This is a genomic window from Spirosoma utsteinense (assembly GCF_014282275.1).
GTDB lineage: Bacteria > Bacteroidota > Bacteroidia > Cytophagales > Spirosomataceae > Spirosoma > Spirosoma utsteinense.
In genome coordinates this window covers 21,801-39,788 of the sequence record NZ_VFIA01000044.1, presented here as the reverse complement: position 1 = coordinate 39,788, position 17,988 = coordinate 21,801, and the positions used below count along the sequence as shown (strand labels likewise).

General features: G+C 52.6%; 12 protein-coding genes. 8 read left to right on the top strand and 4 right to left on the bottom strand.

The features are described from left to right. Window positions 1–249: 249 nt before the first annotated feature. On the bottom strand, window positions 250–630 hold the full coding sequence (locus tag FH603_RS23740) for a hypothetical protein (RefSeq protein WP_186740893.1): 381 nt from the start codon (window positions 628–630) through the stop codon (window positions 250–252). Between the two features lie 114 nt (window positions 631–744). After that, the gene (locus tag FH603_RS23735) at window positions 745–1,221 is read right to left on the bottom strand and encodes a YybH family protein (protein WP_186740891.1); all 477 of its coding nucleotides are present in this window, start codon (window positions 1,219–1,221) and stop codon (window positions 745–747) included. 789 nt (window positions 1,222–2,010) lie between these two features. Here FH603_RS23735 and FH603_RS23730 point away from each other — a divergent pair. The 6 genes from FH603_RS23730 to FH603_RS23705 all read left to right on the top strand — a co-directional run bounded on the left by FH603_RS23730 (window position 2,011) and on the right by FH603_RS23705 (window position 13,883). Next, a complete protein-coding gene (locus FH603_RS23730; RefSeq protein WP_394366413.1) occupies window positions 2,011–4,800 on the top strand; it encodes a hybrid sensor histidine kinase/response regulator transcription factor in 2,790 nt (929 codons plus the stop codon). Window positions 4,801–5,019: 219 nt separating this feature from the next. After that, window positions 5,020–6,345 (top strand): sugar porter family MFS transporter, encoded by a 1,326-nt coding sequence (locus tag FH603_RS23725; protein ID WP_186740882.1) that lies wholly within the window; start codon window positions 5,020–5,022, stop codon window positions 6,343–6,345. 12 nt (window positions 6,346–6,357) lie between these two features. Then, a complete protein-coding gene (locus FH603_RS23720; protein WP_186740880.1) occupies window positions 6,358–7,254 on the top strand; it encodes a carbohydrate kinase family protein in 897 nt (298 codons plus the stop codon). Between the two features lie 53 nt (window positions 7,255–7,307). Further along, the gene (locus FH603_RS23715) at window positions 7,308–10,460 is read left to right on the top strand and encodes a SusC/RagA family TonB-linked outer membrane protein (RefSeq protein ID WP_186740878.1); all 3,153 of its coding nucleotides are present in this window, start codon (window positions 7,308–7,310) and stop codon (window positions 10,458–10,460) included. 18 nt (window positions 10,461–10,478) lie between these two features. After that, the gene (locus FH603_RS23710) at window positions 10,479–12,197 is read left to right on the top strand and encodes a RagB/SusD family nutrient uptake outer membrane protein (protein WP_186740876.1); all 1,719 of its coding nucleotides are present in this window, start codon (window positions 10,479–10,481) and stop codon (window positions 12,195–12,197) included. A gap of 111 nt (window positions 12,198–12,308) precedes the next feature. Continuing rightward, on the top strand, window positions 12,309–13,883 hold the full coding sequence (locus FH603_RS23705; RefSeq protein WP_186740874.1) for a glycoside hydrolase family 32 protein: 1,575 nt from the start codon (window positions 12,309–12,311) through the stop codon (window positions 13,881–13,883). Between the two features lie 132 nt (window positions 13,884–14,015). Here FH603_RS23705 and FH603_RS23700 read toward each other — a convergent pair whose 3' ends face one another. Together FH603_RS23700 and FH603_RS23695 are read right to left on the bottom strand one after the other, a co-directional pair. Beyond that, window positions 14,016–15,554 (bottom strand): SulP family inorganic anion transporter, encoded by a 1,539-nt coding sequence (locus FH603_RS23700; RefSeq protein WP_186740872.1) that lies wholly within the window; start codon window positions 15,552–15,554, stop codon window positions 14,016–14,018. Between the two features lie 368 nt (window positions 15,555–15,922). After that, a complete protein-coding gene (locus tag FH603_RS23695) occupies window positions 15,923–16,510 on the bottom strand; it encodes a hypothetical protein (RefSeq protein ID WP_186740870.1) in 588 nt (195 codons plus the stop codon). 317 nt (window positions 16,511–16,827) lie between these two features. Between FH603_RS23695 and FH603_RS23690 the strand changes: the two genes are divergently transcribed. Next, entirely contained in the window at window positions 16,828–17,190 is a 363-nt protein-coding gene (locus FH603_RS23690) for a DUF1304 domain-containing protein (protein ID WP_186740868.1), read from the top strand. A gap of 331 nt (window positions 17,191–17,521) precedes the next feature. Beyond that, window positions 17,522–17,848 carry a hypothetical protein gene (locus tag FH603_RS23685; protein WP_186740866.1) on the top strand — a complete coding sequence of 109 codons (327 nt, stop codon included), beginning with the start codon at window positions 17,522–17,524 and terminating at the stop codon, window positions 17,846–17,848. Window positions 17,849–17,988 lie beyond the last annotated feature (140 nt).

The following is a 17,988-nucleotide window of genomic DNA, read 5'->3' as shown; positions in this document are numbered from 1 at the left end:
AGCTCGAATTCAAGCGATTGTAGAAGACTTATTTGCTGATTCAGGCAAAGTCATCGCGTTAAGTTGTTTTCCGTACATCAAAAATACGTCATCATCAATCTGATTTAGTATTATTTACCATAGACTAGATGAAAAACAGTTGTACTTTCCATAGTAGCGTTCTATAACTCAAAGTATGTAAATGGAATATAAACATAAAGCGAATAATTTTTTCTAAAGTCATCCATACAAATAGTCCTAAAAGCCGCTTCATTTTAACTCTGACCGGTCAAACGTGCGCTTAAATAAATATTGCTGGCCGATGCTCTCATATCTAAGTGGGTCGCTAGGATTCATGGTAGCACTCAGGCCAACATATTCCCAACCTAATTGAGCTAAGTAGTTAAAGGCATCAATTAACGTAGTTCGTTGATCCACCTCTGCCAGCTGCATCACTATGGTACTATCTTTAAAGTCAAATAATGATTTTTCGATTCCAATGGAAAGTCTGATTCTGGCTTTTGCCTCGATTGGTTTGTTAGCAGTTTCATTAATTAGCAAGCAGTACTTATCGATTCTGTTTTGTGCTCCAGAAAAAGTAGCAAATTTCAGAATAAAGAGTAGCGAGAAAAAGGCAGTGAGCAGTCTCATAAATTCGATTATGTAATCTTTCAGTTAGTACCAGTAAAGTTGAAATAGTGTTGTTATATAAGTGCAATTACGTAAAGTAGATGAACTAATACATTCCAGTTTTTTCAGCACAACTTAGTCAATTCCTTCATTGAGCTTCGCATTTTGGCCCGCTAAAATTCGCCAACCACCCTCCTTGTTAGTTAATAGAATCGTTCGGCGAAATCGGAAGGTTTGCCCAGGATAGCGCTCATCGCCACTGAGATCCGTTCGAACATGAACCAGGGCCATATCGGGCTTGACCAACGTGATATCTTCAATAGAACGGGTAGTAAAATGAGTCGCTTTAAAATAGGTACTATGGGTAGTTAGATAATGCTTCTCAATTTCTGCGCGGCCTTTGTAATAGGCTCCAAACCAGTTGACCCACGTAGCATCGGTATGGTATTGCTCCGCTAAGGCTCTCGCATCATGACGGTTCCAAGCTTGTTCATAGTTGCTAATAACGGATTTGATGAGTTCCTGAGTAGAATTTTGGTTCGTCTGTTGGGCAATTATTGAGTGAGATGCCAGGCCCAACAGTGCGGTTAGGGCTACTAGTAGCTTTTTCATAGTAAAAACGAGGATGGCTTGCCTAGTTAGATAAGTGGCTCCAAGGTACTCTTCTCTTCATTTCCCAGTACGCTCTTTTTATTCAAGGGTAGGTAGTTTTTTCTCTTCCCAATGTACAAGCTCGCCCGCCCACACTACTCCTGGCGGGGGTGAATCTTAAAATAATCGGTTACTCGTAGATTAAGTTGTCAACTGCGAGTCAGTTGGTTAGCCAGCTGTAAACAGGATGACGACTCAGTACCTTGCAAGCCCGTTGAAACAATAACCCCTCAAAGTACCTGCTATGACCCGAATTGTGGACTTACTTTAGTTGCATCTGGCCAGACCAGTGCTCCAGATAGGAGCCAATTCACCTGGTCCATCTTTCCTCAAAGTGACACAGCTCAAAACAGTAATATTGCCGCTCCTCTAGAAAAAGTGTTGGTAGGTAGCGAGACTATTACTGTGCCCGATTCCATTTTGAAAAACTTACCTAAGTTTATTGTCAAAACCGTTCGGTCAAGCGCCTAGTCGACTTTTGCAATAGTCACTGATGGTACGCACCAGGTTTAGATTACGTACCGATGGGGCTAAAAATCCGTGCTTGTCCAGGTTTCTACAAAGCTTACGCCCCCCGGGGCTGAATACAGCATCCTGCTCAGCCCTGAAGGGATATAATAAGGGTTGCATAACATTAGTTATAACTATCTCCTCGATAGGACGTGAGCGAAACGCTTAAATTTGCTCAACTTTATGGGCAATAAGTTATATATTGGTTTCGGCACCCGTCGTAGACTCTTTCCTCCTTGTATGAACTTTTCCACAAACCGATTGATGCCCGGCCGCTCTCGCTGGCGAAGCGATCCGGCTATTGTGGGCAGAAAAGTACCGTTGCTTCTGCTGGTTATGGTATGGCTGCTGATGGGCGGCTGCCAGCTGACGACGCAGAAAAAAACGTTTCGGATCGGGTTTTCGCAGCGCACCCAGGCCGACACCTGGCGCAAGACCATGCTGGAGAGCATGAACCGTGAACTGTCTTTCTCTCCCGACGTAGAGTTCATCGTCAAGGATGCCCAGGGGCAAAGCAACAAGCAGGTTCAACAGATTCAGGAGCTGATCGATCAGGAGATAGACCTGCTGATCGTGTCGCCCAACGCGGCCCAGCCTATTACCCCCATCGTAGAAAAAGTGTACCAGCAGGGCATTCCGGTTATCGTTGTCGACCGGCGTACCGCTTCCGATCAATATACGGCCTATGTAGGAGCCAACAACGTGGAGGTAGGACGTACGGCGGGTGTGTACGCCAGGGCTTTGCTGAAGAGCGCCGGTAATGTGGTCGAAATTGGGGAGTCGCCGGGTTCGTCGGCCGACAACGACCGGCATCGGGGCTTTGTTGATGCGATCCGGCCGTTTCCCGGCATTCGGCTGGTGAAAAAACTGGAAGGTGACTGGGACAAGCGCTCGTTTGCGGCTGAGTTGACCCGCCTGTTAACGACGACACCGGCCATACAGCTCATTTTTGCCCAGAACGACCGCACCGCCTTAAAAGCTCATGCCGTATGCAAGCAGCTCGGGCTCGAAGGCCGGGTGAAGATTATCGGTGTCGATGGGCTACCGGGTGCGAACGAAGGTATCGATCTGGTGAATCGGGGCATTCTGGATGCCACCGTGCTTTACCCGACCGGGGGCAAGGAAGCCGTTCGAACGGCGCTGGCTATTTTGCAAAAACAACCCTTCCGGCGGGAAAACCGGCTCCCCATCACCCTCATCGATTCGTCGAACGTGCGGATTATGAAGCTCCAGAACGAAAAAGTCATTGAGCAGCAGGCCGACATCGAAAAACAAAGCCAGCGGATCAATGACCTCACCCGTACCTACGCTTCGCAGAAGAATACGCTTTACATCACACTCGGCAGTTTGATCGTAGCTATTTTGCTGGCTATCTGGGGCCTTTACTTATTCCGCACCAAACAGAATGCCTACCAGACGCTGGAAAAGCAGAACGAAGAAATTCTGAAACAGAAAGATCAGATCGAGGTGGTATCGCAGCAGGCCCGGCTGGCTACGGAAGAAAAACTGCGCTTCTACTCGTACATCTCCCACGAGTTCAATACGCCCCTCAGCCTGATCCTGACGCCTACCGAGGACTTGCTGGCCAAGAAAAACGTGAGCCCTTACGACCTGAAAAGCAGCCTGCTCCTGGTACAGAAAAATGCTTACCGGCTGCTCCGGCTGGTCGATCAAATGCTCGATCTGCGGAAGACCGATGCCGGTAAACTCCGGCTGCGGGCATCGGAGCAGGACCTGGCCGCTTTCGTACGGGACATCATTTCCGACTTTCAGCGGAAAGCCGAAAAACAGCGTATCGACCTCCAGTTGATAACCGACCGATCGGTACAGCCTGTCTGGTTCGATGCCGAGAAATTAGACAAGGTGCTGTTCAACCTGCTGTCGAATGCGTTCAAGTACACGCCTAAAGGGGGCTATATCCACGTTCGGCTCGATCAGGTCGATCAGCAGGTGCGTATTCAGGTAGACGATAACGGTGAGGGAATGACGCCCGAAGAGAAGGACCATGCCTTCGACCTGTTCTTCAGCGGAACCCAGCCGTATAACCTCGCCAAAGGACTAGGGCTGGCGCTGTCGATGGAATTTATTGAACTGCACCGGGGTGCTATTGGCGTGCAGTCCGAGAAAGGGCGGGGTACCACGTTTACCATTTCACTGCCCCTGGGCAGCGACCACCTCGACGAGACCGAACGGGTCAGTACGGCCACCCGCCACCGGACATTGGTAGAAACTGATGACGAGGAAGAAGTGGTGCCATTTCTGTCACAACCTGGTAAGGAGGCCGGTACATTGCTGGTTATTGAAGACAATGACGACCTGCGCCTATTCCTGACTAACCGGCTGGGTACGGAATTCGACATTGTTGCTGAAAAAGACGGGCAAAAAGGGTGGGAGCGTGCCCTGGAGACGATTCCTGACCTCGTCATCAGCGATATCATGCTGCCAACGATGGACGGGCTACAGCTTACCCAGCGCATCAAGGCCGATCTGCGCACCTCCCACATTCCGGTTATTCTCCTGACGGCAAAAGGGCAGATAGAGCAGCGCATCGAAGGCACCCGCGCCGGTGCCGATGCCTATATCACCAAGCCGTTCAACACCACTTATCTGCTGGAAACGCTCCGTACAACATTGGCCAACCGCCAGAAACTGCAACAGCGTTTCGCTTCGGATCTGCTGCCGCAACTGGGCAACCGGAATGAGAAGAAGTTCCTGAACGAACTGACGGCGCTCATTGAGCGGCATTTGGGCGACCCCTCGTTCGGGGTCGAAATGCTGAGCCGCGAAATGGGGCTCTCGCGGGTGCAGCTCTACCGGAAAGTGCAGGCCCTGCTGGATATGAACGTCATGGATTACCTCACCGAGATCCGGTTGAAAAAGTCGAAGTACCTGTTGCGGGAAACCAACAAACCCATTGCCGAGATTGCTGAGGAAACCGGCTTCAACTCGCCCGCCTATTTCACAACCTTCTTCAAACAGCACACGAAACGAACCCCCTCCGAGTACCGCAAGTCACCGGTAAGCGCGTAGGACCGCCCAGCCCCCAAGGCGTTGAAACAAAACCGAAATCCGTTGTATCAAAACTGAAAGTGGCCGTTGCTTTCTTTTCAATATATCTCTGTAAATCAGTTAGTTGTGTAAAATACGATTTCTGTATTTATTTGAGCGATTTCAGCAAGCCCCTCCCCGATAGATCCGGCTAGGTTTGACTCATGAACTGCCAGACAACCCAGTTCATGTCAGTCAAACATGAGTCAGCATCAACGTATTTTCTTCTGGTCGATTACGGCGGCCCTGGGTGGGTTTCTCTTCGGTTTCGATACGGCCGTTATCTCCGGCGTCGAGCAATCGCTACAGTCGTTATGGAATCTGAACGCCTGGGAGCATGGCCTAACCGTATCCATTGCGCTCATCGGCACGGTGCTTGGTTCCATGCTGGGCGGCATCCCGGCCGAGAAACTGGGCCGTAAGATAACCCTGTTCTGGATTGCCGTTCTATACCTGGTCGCGTCGGTCGGTTCGGCGCTGGCTACGAACTGGGAGTTGTTCCTCGTGTTCCGGTTTCTGGGTGGCCTCGGCGTGGGTGCTTCGTCGGTGGCGGCTCCCATGTACATCACCGAAATCTCGCCCGCCAAGTCGCGCGGTCGGCTGGTGGGTCTGTTCCAGTTCAATGTGGTGCTGGGCATCCTGATCGCTTATCTCTCCAATTACCTTCTGCAAGGTGTGTCGGCCGATTCGTGGCGCTGGATGCTGGGCGTTCAGGCGTTTCCTTCGCTGCTGTTCCTGATCGCCGTTCTCAACATTCCCGAAAGCCCCCGCTGGCTGCTACTGGTGAAAGGGCAGGTCGCCGAAGCCAGTACGGTGCTGAACATGATCGACCCCGACACGGCCGAGGAAACGCTGCTGGCCCTGCAGCAACACGCCAGAGGTCAGCAAAAAGCCGCCCGGTTGTTTTCGTCCCAGTACAGCACACCCGTTATGCTGGCGGTATTGTTTGCCGTTTTCAACCAGGTATCGGGTATCAACGCCATTATCTATTATGCCCCGCGAATCTTTGAAATGACCGGTCTGGGCAAGAGTTCGGCCCTGCTGTCGTCGGCGGGTATCGGTCTGGTCAACCTTATCTTCACGATGATCTCCATGAACCTCATCGATCGCTTTGGTCGCCGGACGCTCATGAAGATCGGCTCCGTCGGCCTGATCGTGACGCTGGCGCTGGTGGCACGGGCTTTCTACGTGGAAGACTTTAGTGGCCTGACCGTACCGCTCCTGCTGTTCGGCTATATCGCCTTCTTCGGCTTCTCGCAGGGCGCGGTCATCTGGGTGTTTATTTCCGAAATATTTCCGAACGAAGTGCGGTCGAGCGGGCAGGCGCTGGGGAGCTTCACCCACTGGCTCATGGCGGCTATCATCACCTTCACCTTCCCGTACCTGGCCGAGCATATTGGCGGGGGAAACACCTTCCTGTTCTTCACCATCATGATGGTACTGCAACTCCTGTTCGTAATCCGGCTCATGCCCGAAACAAAAGGGACCAGTCTGGAAGGTATCGAGAAAATAGTTGTCCTTCATTAATCCATAATGACCATGAACGCAATCATCACCTGCTTTGGCGAAACGCTCTGGGACGTACTGCCGACCAGCAAACAACCCGGTGGCGCCCCCATGAACGTGGCCGCCGATCTCCGCAACTTCGGTATCAACGCCCAGATGATCAGCCGGGTGGGCAGCGACGAACTGGGTACCGAACTGCTGGATTTTATTGCCCATAAAGGCCTGCCGCTCGATCTGATCCAGGTTGGGCAAACGCACCTGACGGGTGTGGCCAAGGCCAATATCTCCGACGCCAATGAGGTGACCTACAAGATCGTTCAGCCGGTAGCCTGGGATTATATTCATCTGGAAACCAGGATGATCGAGGCTGTCCGGCTAAGCGATTTCTTCGTCTACGGCAGCCTGGCCGCCCGTAGTCAGCAAACCCACGAAACCTTGCTGGCACTGCTGGCCGTGGCTCCCCGGAAGGTGTTCGATGTCAACCTGCGGGCACCACACTATAACCGGCCCCTTGTCGAAGAACTGCTGCACGAGGCCCATATCGCCAAACTGAACGAGCATGAGTTGGTCGAACTGGCGGGCTGGTACGGGGAGGGATCGGACCTGTATGCGGCTATGAACCAGCTGCGTGAACGCTACACGCTCGACGTGCTGTGTGTAACGCTGGGCGAGCATGGGGCTGTACTGCTGGATGAAACGGGGTTACACAGCCAAACAGGTTTCCCGGTCGAAGTGGCCGATACGATTGGCAGTGGCGACGCTTTTCTGGCTGGTTTTCTCTACAAAACGCTCCAGGGTGAATCGGCTCAAAGAATCCTGGAGTTTGCCTGCGCTACGGGTGCTTACGTAGCTACGCAACGGGGTGCTACTCCTGCTTTTTCAGCCGAATCGATCAGTCATACGATCCTGCTGCCCGCCCTGCTCCAATAGCTTTTGTCTGTCTTTTATCTACCATCAATTTGTACACTTAATTTTTTATGAGCATGAAAAACTACCTGCTTACACTGGCCGCCCTGCTGGTAACCGTGCAGCTGGCACTCGCGCAACGCCCCATTACAGGCAGTGTGCTGGACGCCAAAACCGGCGAACCGCTCATTGGCGCAAACATTGTCATTACCGGGACCATTACCGGCACGGTATCGGACACGAAAGGGAAGTTTTCGCTGACGCTCCCGGAGAGCGCCAGTAGTGTTACGGCGTCGTTCATTGGGTATACGAGCCAGGAGATACCGGTCCGGAATGAAACCAATCTGACTATTTCGCTGGTCGAAGGCGGTCAGCTGTCCGAAGTGGTTGTACTGGGTTACACCACGTCTCGCCGGGAGGATCTGACCGGGGCCGTAGCGGTAGTCGATGTGGCGGCTACCAAAATTACCAGCTCGGGTAACCCCATGCAGGCGTTGCAGGGCCGGGTGCCGGGACTTTACATCGAGAAGTCGGGGACGCCCTCCGGCGATGCCAGCCGTATCCTGATCCGGGGTGCTAATACGCTGGGAAACAACGATCCGCTTTATATCATCGATGGAATGCCCACCAAACGGTCGCAGGTATTTCAGAGCCTTAACCCAACGGCTATTCAGTCGATACAGGTGCTGAAAGATGCGTCTTCGGCTTCGATGTATGGGGCAAGAGCTTCCAATGGTGTCATCATCGTGACGACTAAAAATGGAGCCAGTACCGATGGCCGGCTGAATGTGCAGTTCAACTCCAGCATTTCGGCGCAGTCCGAGAAATCGCAGCGGTTCACGATGCTGAACGCCGTCGACCGGGGGCGGGCGCTCTGGCAGGCTTCGGTCAACGATGGGGTCGATCCGGCATCCGGCTACGGTGATATCTACGGCTTCGACTGGAATAAGGACTTTAGGAACCCGGTGCTGAACGGGGTTACCGTAAAGCCGTTCGTGGGGGGCGATCAGAACGTGCCCGTTGGCAATACCGACTGGCAGAATGAAGTCTACAAAACGGGTTATGTTACCAATAACGACCTGACCATTTCGGGCGGTACCAAAAGCTCGTCGCTGCTGGTCAACGTGAGCTACCTGAACAACTCGGGTATGCTGCGGTATACGGGTTATAACCGACTGACGGGCCGTATCAATGGCCTGACCAGCAAGTTCGACGGTCGTTTTAAGTTTGGCGCGAACGTACAGATGACCACTTCGCGCGAAACCCCGGTAGCCTCTGATCTGGGTGGAGCACCAACGCCTGGCCTGGCCGTTACGCTGGTCCCTACCATACCCGTTTACACCGCAACGGGCGATTATGCCGGTCCGATCGGCTCGGGCTACTCCGACCGGAATAACCCGCTGTTCATGCAGTACATCAACCGCTGGGATAAAATCGACCGGACGTTTGTGTTCGGTAACGTCTTCACCGAAATCGAGCCAATCCGCGGGCTGATCTTCCGGTCGTCGCTGGGTATGGACAATGCCGGGTATAGCAACAAAAACATCGAGCAGTCGTTCCAGAACGGGTTTATCGCCCGGTCGCTCAATAGCCTGACGCTAAACACCAATAAGTTTCTGAGCCTGGCCTGGACCAACACGCTGCGGTATAACTTCGGAGTGGGCGACCACCAGTTCAAGTTGCTGGCCGGGGTTGAGGCCATCCGCGATAACCTGGACGACGTAACCTCGTACCGGGAGAACTTTGCGGTGCAGACCGAAGATTTCTTCGTGCTGAGTGCCGCTTCCGGAAATGCCAGTAGTAACGGTTCGTCGACTGGCAGCCGGCTCCTGTCGCAGTTTGCCCGTATCGACTACGGTTTCTCCGACCGGTATCTGGCGGCACTGACGCTACGTCGGGATGGTTCGTCACGCTTCGGTACCGACAGCCGGTACGGTTTCTTTCCGGCCGCTTCGGTGGGCTGGCGCATCGACAAAGAAGCGTTCATGAGTGGCGTAAAAGCCATCAGCAACCTGAAGTTGCGGGCGGGTGTGGGTCGCATTGGTAACCAGGATATTGGCGATCTGGCCCGGTTTGGCTTGTTCGAGCCGCGCTACGGCACGTTGGCGTCGCAGGTGCCGAACGGACATAACGGCTTTTTCGATCAGTACTGGAATGTGGGCACCGCCTACGACCTGAACGGTGCCGGAACGGGAACGCTGCCATCCGGATTCGTGCAGACGCAGGGTGAGAATACGGCGCTCAAGTGGGAGACGACCAATGAACTGAATGTCGGGCTGGATTTCGCGTTTCTGAACGGTAGTCTGGCCGGTTCGTTCGACTACTTCACCCGCCAAACCAAAGACATCCTCATCAAGCCACCCGTCGCATCGGCGGTGGGCGAGGGGCAGCTGAAATTCGTGAACGGAGCGACCAAAACCAACAAGGGTTTCGAACTGTCGCTGGCGTATTTCGGCAAGCCCATTGGCGACTTTACCTACAGCATCTCGACAAACTTTGCCCGCTTCCGCGACAAAATAACGGTGCTGCCCGAAGAGGTACGCTCGGCCTTTGCGGGCAACGCCGTGACGACGATTATCGGCCATTCGCAGCTGGACCTGTTTGGCTACCGGGCCGACGGTATCTTCCAGAATCAGGAAGAAGTGACGAACCACGCCCAGCAGGTAGGGGCCGCACCGGGCCGTATCCGGTACCGCGACCTCAACGGCGATAACCGGATCGACGCGCTGGACCAAGAGTTCTTCGGCACTACGCTGCTTGGCCTCGAATACGGTACCCGCTTCGATCTGGGCTACAAGAATTTCGATTTCTCCCTCTTCGGTTCCGGTATTGCGGGCCGGACGGGATTTGACTCCTACACGTTCTACAACAACTTTATCCGGGGTCGCGAAAACGTAGGACCGGGCGTATTCGATGCCTGGACACCACAAAATACGGCCTCCCGCATCCCGTCGCTGACCCTGTCGGATGGCAATAACGAGACGCGCACATCGAACTATTTCAATGTGAACACCTCCTACTTCAAAATTAGAAATGTACAATTGGGCTACACCTTTCCCAAAGAAACCATCGGCGTCATCGGCCTGTCGAGCCTGCGGCTCTACGGCATGGTAGAGAACGTATTCTGGGTGAAGAGCAAGAGTTTCCTGGGTCCCGATCCGGAGCGGGTCGATGTCAATGCTATTCCCGTACCCCGCACCTTCACGTTCGGTCTAAACGTATCCTTCTAAGCCCAAAGCTATACGATCATGAAAAATAAGATTCTATTTTCGACGCTGCTGGTGGCCGGGGCCAGTTTATTCTCGTCCTGTAGCGACTTTCTGGAATACCAGCCGCAGGGAACCCTCTCGTCCGACAACATAAAAAGTGCCAGCAACGCCGATGCACTGGTAACGGCTGCTTACGCGTCGGTAGGCAACGGCGAAATGATTGGCCCTATCGCCAGTATGTGGGTTTACGGCAGCGTTCGGTCCGACGATGCCTATAAAGGTGGTGGTGGCGTGGCCGACCTGGAAGACATTAACTTCTACGAGCAGCACAACCTCACGCAGCCCCAGCAGGGCGGTGGGTTTTATCACCCTTATACTTGGGAGAACTATTACAAAGCGATTTCACGCGCCAACGTCGGACTGCGATCGATCAATGACCTCACCGATGCCGACTTCCCACTGAAAAAGACCCGGCTGGCCGAACTTCGCTTTTTGCGGGCCCATGCCCATTTTATGCTGAAGATGCTGTTCAAGTACGTGCCGTATGTCGATGAAGCTCTCTCGAACGACGAGATTCTGACGGTCTCGAACCGGGCGCTGACCAACGACCAGTTATGGGACAAGATCGCGACCGATTTTCAGTATGCCGTGGATAATCTGCCCGTAACGCAAACGCAGGTGGGCCGGGCAAACAAGCTGTCGGCCGCTGCCTATCTGGCCAAACTTCGGCTATATCAGGCGTATGAACAGGACGATAATAATAAGGTTACGGGTATCAACCGAGCGAAACTTCAGGAGGTCGTTAACCTGACCCAGCTGGTGATCAGTTCGGGTAAATACGACCTGCAACCCGATTTTGCCGAGAATTTTCTGCCTGAATTCGATAATGGTATCGAGTCGGTCTTTTCCGTTCAATATTCGATCAACGATGGTACAACCGTCGGTCGGCTCAATTTCGAAACCGGGCTGAACTACCCGCATGGCGCTCCCCAGTACGGCTGCTGCGGTTTCCATCAGCCCAGCCAGAACCTGGCCAATGCGTTCGGGACGGATGCCAATGGCCTGCCAAAGCTGGATACGTTCAACGATGCCGTGATCGATTTCAAAACCGCCACCGTCGATCCGCGCGTCGACCACACGATTGGCATCGATGGACACCCCTACAAGTATAACGCAGCCCTGCCTTTCAGCAACAGCTGGGTGCGTGATCCGGGCGTTTACGGCTTTTTCCAGTCGATGAAGGAACAACAGCTGGCAACCAGCTCGACCTATAAGAAGCAGGGCCCGTTTATTGGAACGTCGAAGAACATCGACATCATCCGGTATGCCGATGTGTTGCTCTTTCAGGCTGAAGCGTACATTGAACTGGGTCAGCCAGCCCTGGCGTTGCCGCTCATCAATAAAATACGGGCCAGGGCCGCAGCCAGTACCGGGCGCACGAAAAAGGCCGATGGGACCAACCCGTCCAACTACCTGATCAGACCGTATTCGGCGACTAACTGGACCCAGGACTACGCCCGGAAAGCGCTACAGTTTGAGCGTCGGCTGGAGTTCGCTACCGAGAGCCCGCGCTTCTTCGACCTCGTTCGCTGGGGTATTGCCGAGCCCACGCTGAACGCGTATCTGACAAAGGAAAAAACCCGGCGGTCGTACCTGAGCGGAGCTAAGTTTACGGCAGGCCGGGATGAGTACCTTCCCATTCCGCAGCGTGAGATCAATTTCACGAAGGGGCTGTACAAGCAGAATCCAGGTTTTTAATTTTAATTAGGTAAGAAGGCAGTGTATGGTGGGGGACGTTTATCGGTAGAACGATCCCCCGCTATACCTTACTATTCTTACGGTCAACGAGCATTAACAGAGGGACTACGTATGAAAAAGATATTTGTAACTATTGCCTTATTGAGTGGCGTAAGCCATTTCTCGGCCGGACAGGCAGATCAGGCGTCAACGAAACCGGAATCCTACCGGCCTCAATATCACTTTTCGCCCCCGAAAAACTGGATCAATGATCCCAACGGACTGCTTTATTACGAGGGCGAATACCACCTGTTTTACCAGCATAACCCCTTTGGTAACGAGTGGGGCCATATGAGCTGGGGCCATGCCGTAAGCAAAGACCTGCTCCGCTGGGAACACCTGCCGGTGGCTATTCCCGAGTTCACGCATTCCGATGGTAAAACCAAAACGGCTATCTTCTCGGGTAGTGCGGTGATCGACAAAGGCAATACCAGCGGCCTGTGTCCGGCCGGTACCAAAGACTGCATGGTTGCCATTTACACCGGCAACGTGACGGAGGGCGAAACCCAAACGGCACAGTATCAGAACGTGGCTTATAGTAGTGATAAGGGGCGAACCTGGAAGCAGTACGATAAGAACCCGGTGCTGGACCTGAAAAGCAAGGAGTTTCGCGATCCGAACGTGTTCTGGTATGCGCCCCAAAAGAAATGGATCATGTCGGCCGTGAAAGCGACGGAGCACCGCGTGGCGTTCTTTGAATCCAAGGACCTCACGAAATGGACGTTACTAAGCCATTTCGGTCTGCAGGGCGATACAACAAAGGTGTGGGAATGTCCGGCGCTGATGCCCGTTCCCATTCAGAACGAGCCGGGAAAAACAAAATGGGTGCTGTTCATCTCGGCGGGCCACCCGCAGAAAGATTACGTAGGTATGCAATACTTCGTGGGCGATTTCGACGGGAAGACGTTCAGCCTGGACCCCGCCAATCCCAAACCGATAGCCCCTGCGGTGAGCAACGTGGTCGACTATGGCAAAGACTATTATGCCGCCATTCAGTTTAACGACCTGCCCGCCAAACAAACCGGACCCGTTATGGTCGGCTGGCTCAATAACTGGGCTTATGGGAATAAACTGCCCACGACGCCGTTCAAAGGGGCTATGTCACTACCTCGTCAGATTACGCTGAAACGCACGTCGGCGGGGCTCCAACTGATGCAGCAACCCATTGCAACCGTGGCCAGCCTGCGGAGTGATATAGCACCGCAGGCGTTAGTGAAGGTATCGGACCAAAGCCGGGTCGTGGAGAAGAGCGTGCCCAATTCCTACGAGTTCAGGGTCGATATCAAGCCCGGAAGTGCCAAAACGGTAGGGGTGAGGCTGGCGAAGAACGGAGCCGAAGAAACCATTATCCAGTATACAAATGGCAAGCTGCAACTCGACCGGCGCAAGTCGGGAAATGTTTCGTTCAGCGACCGTTTCCCGAGCGTGGAGGAGGCCCCGCTGAATTTACAGAATGGCGTATTTACGCTTCGCGTTTTTGTCGATAAGTCCATTGTCGAAGTATTTGCCAACGAGGGCGAGCGTGTTATTACCGACCTGATCTTTCCGGGTGAGCCGTCGGGTAGCATTGAGATCTTTGCCGAAGGCGGCAGTGCCGAATTCAGTAACGTCAGGGTATCGCCGATTAAAGCTGTTGTGGCGCAGTAATCGTTGGTACTGTCTTAGAAGCTGTTTGAGTCCATCGCTTAGGCCACAAAGCGCGGCTTTTAGCCTTGTGCTGCGTTACTTGTTCGGCTCCAATCGCTAACTCAAACAGCTTCTTAAGCACCACGGAATATATTAGTTATCTACGGCTACCCGGTAATCGGGATCTTCGAGGATGTTAACCTCAATCACGGCATGGGCATTGGCCAGGAGCTGACGGCAGTCGGGGCTTAAATGTGTCAGGTGTACCGTTTTGCCAACCCGTTCATACCGCTCTGTGATTTTGTGCAGCGCATCGAGGCCCGACATGTCTGTAACCCGGCTTTCCGAAAAATCAATCACGACCTGGTCAGGATCACCCGGCACGTCAAATTTTTCATTGAATGCCGTTACGGAGCCAAAAAACAGGGGGCCGAAGATCTCGTAGTGTTTCACGCCCGCCTGGTCCACGAATTTTCGGGCTCTGATGCGCTTGGCACTCTCCCAGGCGAATACAAGCGCTGAAATGATAACACCCGCCAGCACCGCCAGCGCCAGGTTATGAAGCAAAATGGTAATGGCCGCTACCAGCATACCAACGAGCACGTCTGACTTCGGCATTTTACCGATCATCTTGAAGCTGGCCCACTCGAAGGTACCGATGGACACCATAATCATTACTCCCGTCAGCGCTGCCATGGGTAGCCTCTCGATCAGGCTGGCGCCAAACATGATGAATATCAGCAACATGACCGATGCCACAATGCCTGACAGCCGCGCCCGCGCGCCTGATGAGGTATTAATCAGGCTTTGTCCGATCATAGCGCAACCGCCCATGCCCGAAAACAGTCCCGTTACGATATTCGCCGTTCCCTGCGCCACACATTCCTTATTGCCCCGGCCCCGGCTTTCGGTGAGTTCATCGAGCAGGTTCAGCGTCAGCAAACTCTCGATGAGGCCCACACTGGCCATGATCAGTGCGTAAGGAAAAATTACCTGAAGCGTAGCCAGACTAACCGGTACGGCAGGGATATGGAAGGGCGGAAACCCACCCTGGATGGAGGCAATGTCGCCAACCGTCCGGGTGTCGATGTTGAAAACAACGACCAGTGCAAAAATCACCAGAATGGCCGCCAGCGATGACGGGAACACCTGGGTTAGTTTGGGTAATCCCCAGATGATGAGCATGGTTAGCCCTACAAGCCCCAGCATAATCAGTAACGGGGTGCCCGTCATCCACTGAGCCGTTCCAGTGCTGTCAATTGCCTTGAACTGATCCAGTTGCGAGATGAAAATGATGATTGCGAGCCCGTTGACGAAGCCAAACATGACCGGATGCGGTACCAGCCGGATAAACTTGCCTAGTTTGAACACGCCCGCCAGCACCTGAAGCAGACCGGATAATACGACCGCTGCGAAGACGTACTCGATCCCGTGCGATTTCGCCAGGGCTACCACCACTACGGCAATGGCACCTGTTGCGCCGGAGATCATGCCGGGACGACCACCCAGAATGGAGGTAACAAATCCCATTGTAAACGCAGCATACAAGCCGGTAAGGGGTGAAAGACCCGCAATCATCGAAAATGCAACTGCTTCGGGGACCAGCGCCAACGCTACGGTAAGGCCCGAGAGGATCTCGGTCCGATAGTTGACTCGCTGTTTGAAATCAAATAAGTTTATTCGAAACGTCATGATACAGAGACGGCATATGCCAGGATGCGCACCCAGGTAGCACGCACGAAACGTGACCAGGGGTGCCGCTGAATAAGTGTAAAATAGGAAACAGACAAGTAAGGCTGCCACGAGGTACTTGTGACAGGGACGACACGCGATGTGTCAGGAAGGAGAATCAGGGGGGACCAAACTGCACCAGGAAGCTATTGAAATAAACAATGGCCTTGCATCGGGCACCGCCATTGTTTAACAAAGGTAGCAAAAAGAGCAATAAGGTTGTAACCTGCATATCGGAAAAGTACAACGCTTAGCGTAGTGGATTTCGTCAGGGTGTTAGTCAGGTATCGCAGCCATGACTGCATTTCATGGACCCTATGCACAGTAGACTAGTACCGATACGTCTTTCCTTTAAAATCGAATAGTGTAATCGTCTGCCCGGATTTTCCTTTAACCAGCCTGATTTTATTGACTTCTGTCGTATCCATGCGCTGGATATAGTCGGCGTCTTTCGGGAGGTACAGATTTGTTAGCTGAGCCTCCTGAATAGAATAAGGCGAGAACGTTTTTTCAACCTCGTCGTGCGCAAAAAGTCGTACCGACGGATACAGCACCGTATCGCCCGGCGTGTAGTTTTCCATGATACGTTCGGCCGCAAACTGGTGCGGATTCGGTAGGCGAGGGGTTGAGAAATAGGTGTACTTCACATCCCGGTCTTCATAGATGTGATGAAGCAGCCGGGCCACAAAATATGATTGGATCAAGAGAACTGCCAGTAGAATGGCCCGGATGGCTACGGGCGTCCGGAGCAACTGATGCAACATCATAGCGACAATAATCACTGAGTACGGAAATGAAAAGCCCGAATACCGCTGAGTAATCCCATATGTATGCCCATTCTTGAAGGCCATCAGGATGAGAAACAGGGTGGGGATCAGCGCAAGCATGGTAACGAACACCAGCAGCGAATCCGGCACCGACGATCTGATCCGGCGGAAATAGGAGAAGTCGCGCGAAGAATCTGACGGGGTTGTCAGTCTTACTTAGTGGGCGATCAGGGGGGCGTAAGTAATCGCATAAGATTATTAACTGTCTACAAAGATTAAAAAAATAAAAAAAAGCAAACTATTCACTAGTTTATCAATGCAGTGGCCCATAGCTAATCGACCATTGTCATAGCTGTCTTCAGTGAATGGTACGTTTATAATCGAGTATCGTTTCGGTACGGATGGATAGGTTTGGCCGGTACCGCTGTGTACATTAGTGCGGCTATCTTCTTAACACCCAATCTCCTATGCATCTGCTGGCATTGATTTTTATCGCACTGGTGGCCATCGAACACCTGTATATTTTATGGCTCGAAATGTTTGCCTGGACAACGAAAGGGCGGCAGACGTTCCGGTCACTGCGCGCCGATTTGTTCGAGCCAACGAAAGCTATGGCGGCTAACCAGGGGCTTTACAACGGTTTTCTGGCCGCCGGGCTAATCTGGTCGCTGCTGATTACTGACGCTGTCTGGCAGGTGAACGTGGCTGGTTTCTTCCTGGGATGCGTTATCGTTGCCGGCGTCTATGGTGGCGTAACCGTCGATAAGTCGATTTTTCTAAAGCAGGCCATTCCGGCTATTGTTGCCCTCGTCCTGTTGTTGCTTGCCTGAAGGCCGTATTGAGCAGGGCCCGGACTGCGTCTACCAAAAAAAGCAGTTGAATATAAAGTCAGGGGAAATCCTGAAAAATTAATATAAAAAAGTAATAATATTTAAGTACGTATATATCGCTATTTCGTATATAAGTTTAGTAATTCATAAATAGGTACCGTAAAATTAATATACCTTCGAGATGATGGGTGTTTTCGGCAAATACTGGCGCTTATTTGTGACTTCTTTGTTTATTGATAGTCCTATCATGTGAAAGGCCTTTAATATGCGGTTATAGTAAGCTTTCAAAAAAAGGGTTTTCATAATGTGAAGTTGGAATAACAACGACTCAATGAATCTGTTAGCAACACACATAGAAAGTAACGATCGTGCTGAACCAGTCGGTACGACTCCTACGGAGGAAGAATCGAACTGGCTCTACCTGCTTCGAAGCCATGTCCAGGAATGGAAAGAGCATTATAAGCAGGAAAGTCAGGCAATCGAGAAATTAGAAGTTGAGCATCAGACCTTCCTCACCCAGGCAGATCACCTGACTATTGCTGAACGAATGGCTACACTGGTTAGTCAGGAGCGGGAAATTGATGAGGTGATAAACCTCTATCAATTAAGGCGAGAGTTCATACGAGAGCGCCAGCAAAAAGAATTGGCCAAGCTCTAACGGGTAAACGCACCGTTTCCCTAACCAGAATTGAAACCCGGCTGGTGTGCAGACCAGACTGCTCCCCCAACACAACAGCCCATTTGCGGCAGGCATCAAGCCCGGACATACAGGCGTAAAGGGCCAATCCTTCATCAAAC

Excerpts from the sequence above, each read along its gene's own strand:
- FH603_RS23740 (WP_186740893.1), bottom strand. The coding sequence starts at position 630 with ATGAGACTGCTCACTGCCTTTTTCTCGCTACTCTTTATTCTGAAATTT.
- FH603_RS23735 (WP_186740891.1), bottom strand. The coding sequence starts at position 1,221 with ATGAAAAAGCTACTAGTAGCCCTAACCGCACTGTTGGGCCTGGCATCT.
- FH603_RS23730 (WP_394366413.1), top strand. The coding sequence starts at position 2,011 with ATGAACTTTTCCACAAACCGATTGATGCCCGGCCGCTCTCGCTGGCGA.
- FH603_RS23725 (WP_186740882.1), top strand. The coding sequence starts at position 5,020 with ATGAGTCAGCATCAACGTATTTTCTTCTGGTCGATTACGGCGGCCCTG.
- FH603_RS23720 (WP_186740880.1), top strand. The coding sequence starts at position 6,358 with ATGAACGCAATCATCACCTGCTTTGGCGAAACGCTCTGGGACGTACTG.
- FH603_RS23715 (WP_186740878.1), top strand. The coding sequence starts at position 7,308 with ATGAAAAACTACCTGCTTACACTGGCCGCCCTGCTGGTAACCGTGCAG.
- FH603_RS23710 (WP_186740876.1), top strand. The coding sequence starts at position 10,479 with ATGAAAAATAAGATTCTATTTTCGACGCTGCTGGTGGCCGGGGCCAGT.
- FH603_RS23705 (WP_186740874.1), top strand. The coding sequence starts at position 12,309 with ATGAAAAAGATATTTGTAACTATTGCCTTATTGAGTGGCGTAAGCCAT.
- FH603_RS23700 (WP_186740872.1), bottom strand. The coding sequence starts at position 15,554 with ATGACGTTTCGAATAAACTTATTTGATTTCAAACAGCGAGTCAACTAT.
- FH603_RS23690 (WP_186740868.1), top strand. The coding sequence starts at position 16,828 with ATGCATCTGCTGGCATTGATTTTTATCGCACTGGTGGCCATCGAACAC.
- FH603_RS23685 (WP_186740866.1), top strand. The coding sequence starts at position 17,522 with ATGAATCTGTTAGCAACACACATAGAAAGTAACGATCGTGCTGAACCA.